Consider the following 5,451-nt stretch of genomic DNA (forward strand, 5'->3'; position numbering starts at 1 on the left):
CGGGGACCGATCTCGCCCTGGGCGCCGGCCGGGCCTTCCGGCCCCGGCCCGCCCACCGGCCCGGGCGCACCCGTCGAGACGCCGGTGACCAGCCCCAGGGCCAGCACCACGGCGCCTCCAAGCGCTCCGAACAACAGGCTTTCGATCCGGCTCATCCCTGATCCTCAGCGATAGGGCGCGTCAAGTTCAAGATTGCGGGCGATCTCGGCTTCCCAGCGGGCGCCGTTTTCCAGAAGCTTTTCCTTGGTGTAGAACAGCTCTTCCCGCGTCTCGGTCGAGAATTCGAAATTCGGCCCCTCGACGATGGCATCGACCGGGCAGGCTTCCTGACAGAAGCCGCAATAGATGCATTTGGTCATGTCGATGTCATAGCGCGTGGTGCGGCGCGAGCCATCCTCGCGCGGTTCGGCGTCGATGGTGATCGCCTGCGCCGGGCAGACCGCCTCGCACAGTTTGCAGGCGATGCAGCGTTCCTCGCCATTCGGATAGCGGCGCAGCGCGTGTTCGCCGCGGAAGCGCGGCGACAGCGGCCCCTTCTCATGCGGATAGTTCAGCGTCGATTTCGGCGCGAAGAAGTATTTCATCCCCAGCGCGAAGCCCTTGATGAAATCCGCCATCAGGAAATAGCGGGTCGCGCGGTTCCAGTCGATATTGGCCATCTGCTCAGCCCCCCAGGGTCCAGCGGGCCCAGAAATGCCCGAATACTTCGAATTTCGCCAGGAACGCCACCAGCACGACCCAGCCCAGGCTCAGCGGCAGGAACACCTTCCAGCCGATCCGCATCAACTGGTCGTAGCGGTAGCGCGGCACGATGGCCTTCACCATGGCGAACATGAAGAAGAACACCCACATCTTCGCCACCATCCACCACCAGCCATCGGCCAGGCCCGGGATCGGCGACAGCCAGCCGCCGAAGAACAGCAGGCTGATCAGGGCGCACATCAGGAAGATGGCGATATATTCGCCGGCCATGAACAGCAGGTAGGGCGTCGACGAATATTCGACCATGAAGCCCGCGACCAGTTCCGATTCCGCTTCCGGCAGGTCGAAGGGCGGGCGGTTGGTTTCGGCCAGGGCCGAGACGAAAAACAGAACCACCATCGGCAGATGCGGCAGCCAGTACCAGTTGAACAGGCCGTAAGCCCCGTCCTGCGCCGCGACGATGGCCGAGAAGTTCATCGACCCGGTCGAGATGATGATGCCGATGATGATCAGCCCCAGCGAAACCTCATACGAGATCATCTGCGCGGCAGAGCGCAGCGAGCCGAGGAAGGCGTATTTCGAGTTCGACGCCCAGCCGCCCATGATCACGCCGTAAACCTCAAGCGAGGAGACGGCGAAGACGAACAGGATCGCCACGTTGATATCGGCCAGAACCCAGCCCGGATGGAAGGGAATGACCGCCCAGGCCAGGATCGCCAGCACGAAGGACAGCATCGGCGCCAGGAAGAAGACCGGCCGGTCCACGCCCGCCGGCACGACGATTTCCTTGACCACATATTTCAGCGCATCGGCCACCGATTGCAGCAGGCCCCAGGGGCCAACCACGTTCGGGCCGCGCCGCATCTGCACCGCCGCCCAGATCTTGCGGTCGCCATAGACCAGGAACAAGAGGCTCAGCATCACGAAGGCAACGATCGCCAGGCTCTGCAGCACGATCAGCAGCGTGATTCCGAGGCCTGTGTTCAGAAAAGCTTCCATCTCACCGTCCGTCCCTAGTTCCGGTCTTCAGACCGTGGGTATTCCCAATTCGCCACAATCGCGCACCGTCACCTCGGCGTCGATCGTCCGCAATCCTTGCGGCAGGGCGGCCGAGATCAGATAGACCGCGTCCCCCCGCCATGTCGCGCCCGCCCGGGCCACCTGCGTTCGCACATGGCGGGCAAAGCCGTAGCCGCGGATCAGCGCATATTGCGCCGCCGCACAGCGGCCATAGTCCTCGACATCCGCCTCGCTGCGCGCCCCGGTCATCGCCACGCGGAAATTGACCAGGTCGCCGTCCAGCAGCACCGTCTCGATCCCCAGATAGCGCGCCGCCTGCGGTGCTGTAGTCTGCCCGCCCGTCTCGGCGCAAGCCCCGACCGCCGCTGCCGCGGCAAGTCCAAGCGCAAGCGGGGACGGACGCGCCATTCCTGCTACTCCGCCGCCAGTTTCGGGGCCGTGCGCGCCTTGGCCATCGCCGAGAGTTCGGCCATGACGGTCGAGGCGCGGGCAACCGGGTTGGTCAGGTAGAAGTCCCTGATCGCATTGCGGAACGTGGCCTTGGCCGGCGCCTTCGGCGCAAGCGGCACCCAGGCGTTTTCGGCCACTTCGTCGATCCGGCCCAGATGCGGCACCTCGGCCACCAGCCGGGCGCGCAGCGCGGCCAGGCTGTCCCAGGGCAGCGTGGCGCCCAGTTCGGCCGACAGGGCGCGCAGGATGGCCCAGTTCTCTTTCGCCTCGCCCGGGGCAAAGCCCGCCCGCAGCGCCAGTTGCGGCCGGCCCTCGGTGTTGACGAACAGCCCGTTCTCTTCGGTATAGGCCGCGCCCGGCAGGATCACATCGGCCCGCATCGCGCCGCGGTCGCCATGGCTGCCCTGATAGATCACGAAGGGGCCAGCTGCGATTTCCACCTCATCGGCGCCCAGGTTGTAGATGACCTCCGCGCCTTCGGTCGCGGCCGCCAGACCGCCCTCGGTCACCGCGCCCACATCCATCGCGCCGACGCGCGACGCCGCCGTGTGCAGCACCAGAAGCTTCGCTCCCGCGCCCTGCACATAGGCCATGACCTGGCTGAGCACCGCTTCGCCATCGGCCTCGTTCAGGGCGCCCTGCCCCACGATCACCAGCGTATCGGGCTTTTCCGTCACCCGGCCCACCAGATCGACCAGTGCCGCGCGGTCATTGCCCAGATGCTTGTAATCGAAGGTCAGATCGACCGGCTCGCCGATCAGGCCGACATCGGCCCCGGCAGCCCAGGCCTTGCGGATCCGCGCGTTCAGAACCGGCGCCTCGACCCGCGGGTTCGAGCCGACGATCAGGATCGTCTTCGCCGTGTCGATATCTTCGATCTTGGCAGTGCCAACATAGCCCGAGCGGTTGCCGGCCGGCAGGCGCGCGCCATCGGTCCGGCATTCGACATGACCGCCAAGCCCTTCGACCAACGCCTTCAGGCTGTAGGCCGCCTCGACCGGCACCAGATCGCCGACCAGACCGGCGACTTTGCGGCCCTTCATTGCGGCCGCAGCCTTGGCCAGCGCCTCGCCCCAGCTTGCCTTGCGCAGCTTGCCATTCTCGCGAACGTAAGGCGTATCAAGGCGTTGGCGGCGCAGACCGTCCCAGACAAAGCGGGTCTTGTCGCTGATCCATTCCTCATTCACCCCGTCATGGTTGCGGGGCAGGATGCGCATCACTTCTCGGCCCTTGGTGTCGACCCGGATGTTCGCCCCCAGCGCATCCATCACGTCGATCGACTCGGTCTTGGTCAGCTCCCAAGGCCGGGCGGTGAAGGCATAGGGTTTCGAGGTCAGCGCACCGACCGGGCACAGGTCGATGATATTGCCCTGCAGGTTCGAATCCAGCGTCATGTTCAGATAGCTGGTGATCTCGGCATCTTCGCCGCGGCCGGTCTGGCCCATTTGATGGATGCCGGCGACTTCGGTGGTGAAGCGGACGCAGCGCGTGCAGCTGATGCAGCGCGTCATCTTGGTTTCGACCAGCGGGCCCAGGTTCAGATCTTCGCTGGCGCGCTTGGGTTCGCGGTAGCGGCTGAAATCGACGCCATAGGCCATGGCCTGGTCCTGCAGGTCGCATTCGCCGCCCTGGTCGCAGATCGGGCAATCCAGCGGATGGTTGATCAGCAGGAATTCCATCACGCCCTCGCGGGCCTTCTTGACCATGGGCGAGGTGGTCTTCACGACCGGCGCCTCGCCATTCGGGCCCGGGCGCAGGTCGCGGACCTGCATGGCGCAGGAGGCGGCGGGCTTGGGCGGGCCGCCCACGACCTCGACCAGACACATCCGGCAATTGCCGGCGATCGACAGCCGTTCATGATAGCAGAAGCGCGGAATCTCGATCCCGGCCGCTTCCGCGGCCTGGATGATCGTCATCGCGCCATCCACCTCGATCTCGATACCGTCGATGCTGATCTTCTTGAGGTTCGACATCTCGCTACTCCGCCGCGATTCTGGCGCAACCGTGGTCCTTCCACAGCCGCGCCTCTTTCAGATAGGACCAGCCAAAGGCCCGGTCGCTGTCCCCATGGGCCTGCAGATGCGCAAGCCGTTCCAATGCCTCGTCCAATGTCGGCTTGTGCCCCGCGGGCACCCACCACATGACGAAATGCATCCGTCCCAGAACCTCGAACCATTCGGCCCGGCGTTCGTAAAAGGCGCGATGCACGGTGTTCCAGACGAAATGCTCCAGCGTCTCGACGCTTTCCCAGACGGTCAGGTTCGACACGAATTGCGGATCGCCGCCGATCTTGGCTTCGGTATTCCCCGTCCCCGGTTCGCCCGAGCCTTCCATCATCCAGACGAAACCCGGCATGCGCTTGCCAAGACCGTTCACCCGGTCCAGCGCCGCCATGAAGTCGGCCACGCGCGGATCGTCGGTGGGCGCCAGTAGGCGGCCCACATTCAGCTCGGCCAGATGCATGCCTTCGGGCGTCATTTGCTGCTCCTCAGCAGGCTGCCCACCAGCGAGCCCTTGGCGATTTCCGCCTCGCCCACGGCGCAGAAGCTTTGCACATTGCCCGCCACCGCGCCCGCCTTTTTCAGCCAGGCATCCGCCTCGGCCTTCAGACGGTTCTTTTCCTTGCGGTCCTTCAGGAAGGCTTCCACTTCGCTGCGGCTATAGCCCTTGTCCAGCGCGTATTGCTTCAGATCCTCGATCTTCGACCAGACCACGAACATGCGCGCATGGATCGTCGGACAGGTCTTGCGGATCACGTCGCCGATCCTTCCGGCGCGCAGGGAGTCATTGATGTGCTTTTCCTGGCTCAGCGGTTCCAGCGCCAGCGCAGGAGAGGCCAGCATGGGCGAGACCAGGGTGACGGCCGCAAGGGCCGCGGCAAGAAGGGGTTTCATGGCGGATGCTCCGACTGCTCTGCCCGCGGACGCGAGGGCAGACCCCCCTGCGCCCGGGCGCAGGCATCCTGCCAGAGCCGCCGCCCGACCCCAAAGCACGGAACCGTGCGCCTTCCGTGAGCCGCCGATGTTGAAACAGGCCGTGATCATGCGCAGGCCCCCCGGAACAGCCAGGCGCCCGTGCGGTCATAGCCGCCGATCGCCCGATCCTGGAAGCGGCCGCCCGCGGCCTCACATCCCGCGCGCGCGGCTTTCTTGGCCAGCGCGCCCTCGTCGAAGGCCAGGCTGCTGCCGGCCCGCGTCACGCTGACGGCATGGCCCGGCACCGGCTTTGCGCCCTGCGCCGTCAGCTGCAGCCCCGGCGCGTCGGCGGAGATGCGGGCCA

General features: G+C 65.8%; 6 protein-coding genes and 1 pseudogene. All 7 read right to left on the bottom strand.

The window, feature by feature from the left end; translation table 11 throughout:
* Window positions 1-164 precede the first annotated feature (164 nt).
* The gene (gene nuoI, locus K1Y73_RS21100; protein ID WP_225030341.1) at window positions 165-659 is read right to left on the bottom strand and encodes an NADH-quinone oxidoreductase subunit NuoI; all 495 of its coding nucleotides are present in this window, start codon (window positions 657-659) and stop codon (window positions 165-167) included.
* Window positions 660-663: 4 nt separating this feature from the next.
* Complete coding sequence (gene nuoH / locus K1Y73_RS21105; protein WP_225030343.1) at window positions 664-1,701, bottom strand: NADH-quinone oxidoreductase subunit NuoH; 1,038 nt, start codon at window positions 1,699-1,701, stop codon at window positions 664-666.
* A 27-nt stretch (window positions 1,702-1,728) separates the two neighbouring features.
* On the bottom strand, window positions 1,729-2,130 hold the full coding sequence (locus K1Y73_RS21110) for a hypothetical protein (protein WP_225030345.1): 402 nt from the start codon (window positions 2,128-2,130) through the stop codon (window positions 1,729-1,731).
* Window positions 2,131-2,135: 5 nt separating this feature from the next.
* A complete protein-coding gene (gene nuoG, locus K1Y73_RS21115) occupies window positions 2,136-4,145 on the bottom strand; it encodes an NADH-quinone oxidoreductase subunit NuoG (protein WP_225030346.1) in 2,010 nt (669 codons plus the stop codon).
* Window positions 4,146-4,149: 4 nt separating this feature from the next.
* Window positions 4,150-4,650 (bottom strand): DUF3291 domain-containing protein, encoded by a 501-nt coding sequence (locus K1Y73_RS21120; protein ID WP_225030348.1) that lies wholly within the window; start codon window positions 4,648-4,650, stop codon window positions 4,150-4,152.
* Window positions 4,647-5,066 (bottom strand): DUF5333 domain-containing protein, encoded by a 420-nt coding sequence (locus K1Y73_RS21125; protein ID WP_225030350.1) that lies wholly within the window; start codon window positions 5,064-5,066, stop codon window positions 4,647-4,649. The genes K1Y73_RS21120 and K1Y73_RS21125 overlap by 4 nt, the downstream gene beginning before the upstream one ends.
* Window positions 5,067-5,212: 146 nt before the next feature.
* A pseudogene (locus tag K1Y73_RS21130) lies at window positions 5,213-5,451 on the bottom strand (hypothetical protein); the annotation flags it as partial.

It is taken from the genome of Xinfangfangia pollutisoli, assembly GCF_020179405.1.
GTDB classification, from domain to species: domain Bacteria; phylum Pseudomonadota; class Alphaproteobacteria; order Rhodobacterales; family Rhodobacteraceae; genus Pseudogemmobacter; species Pseudogemmobacter pollutisoli.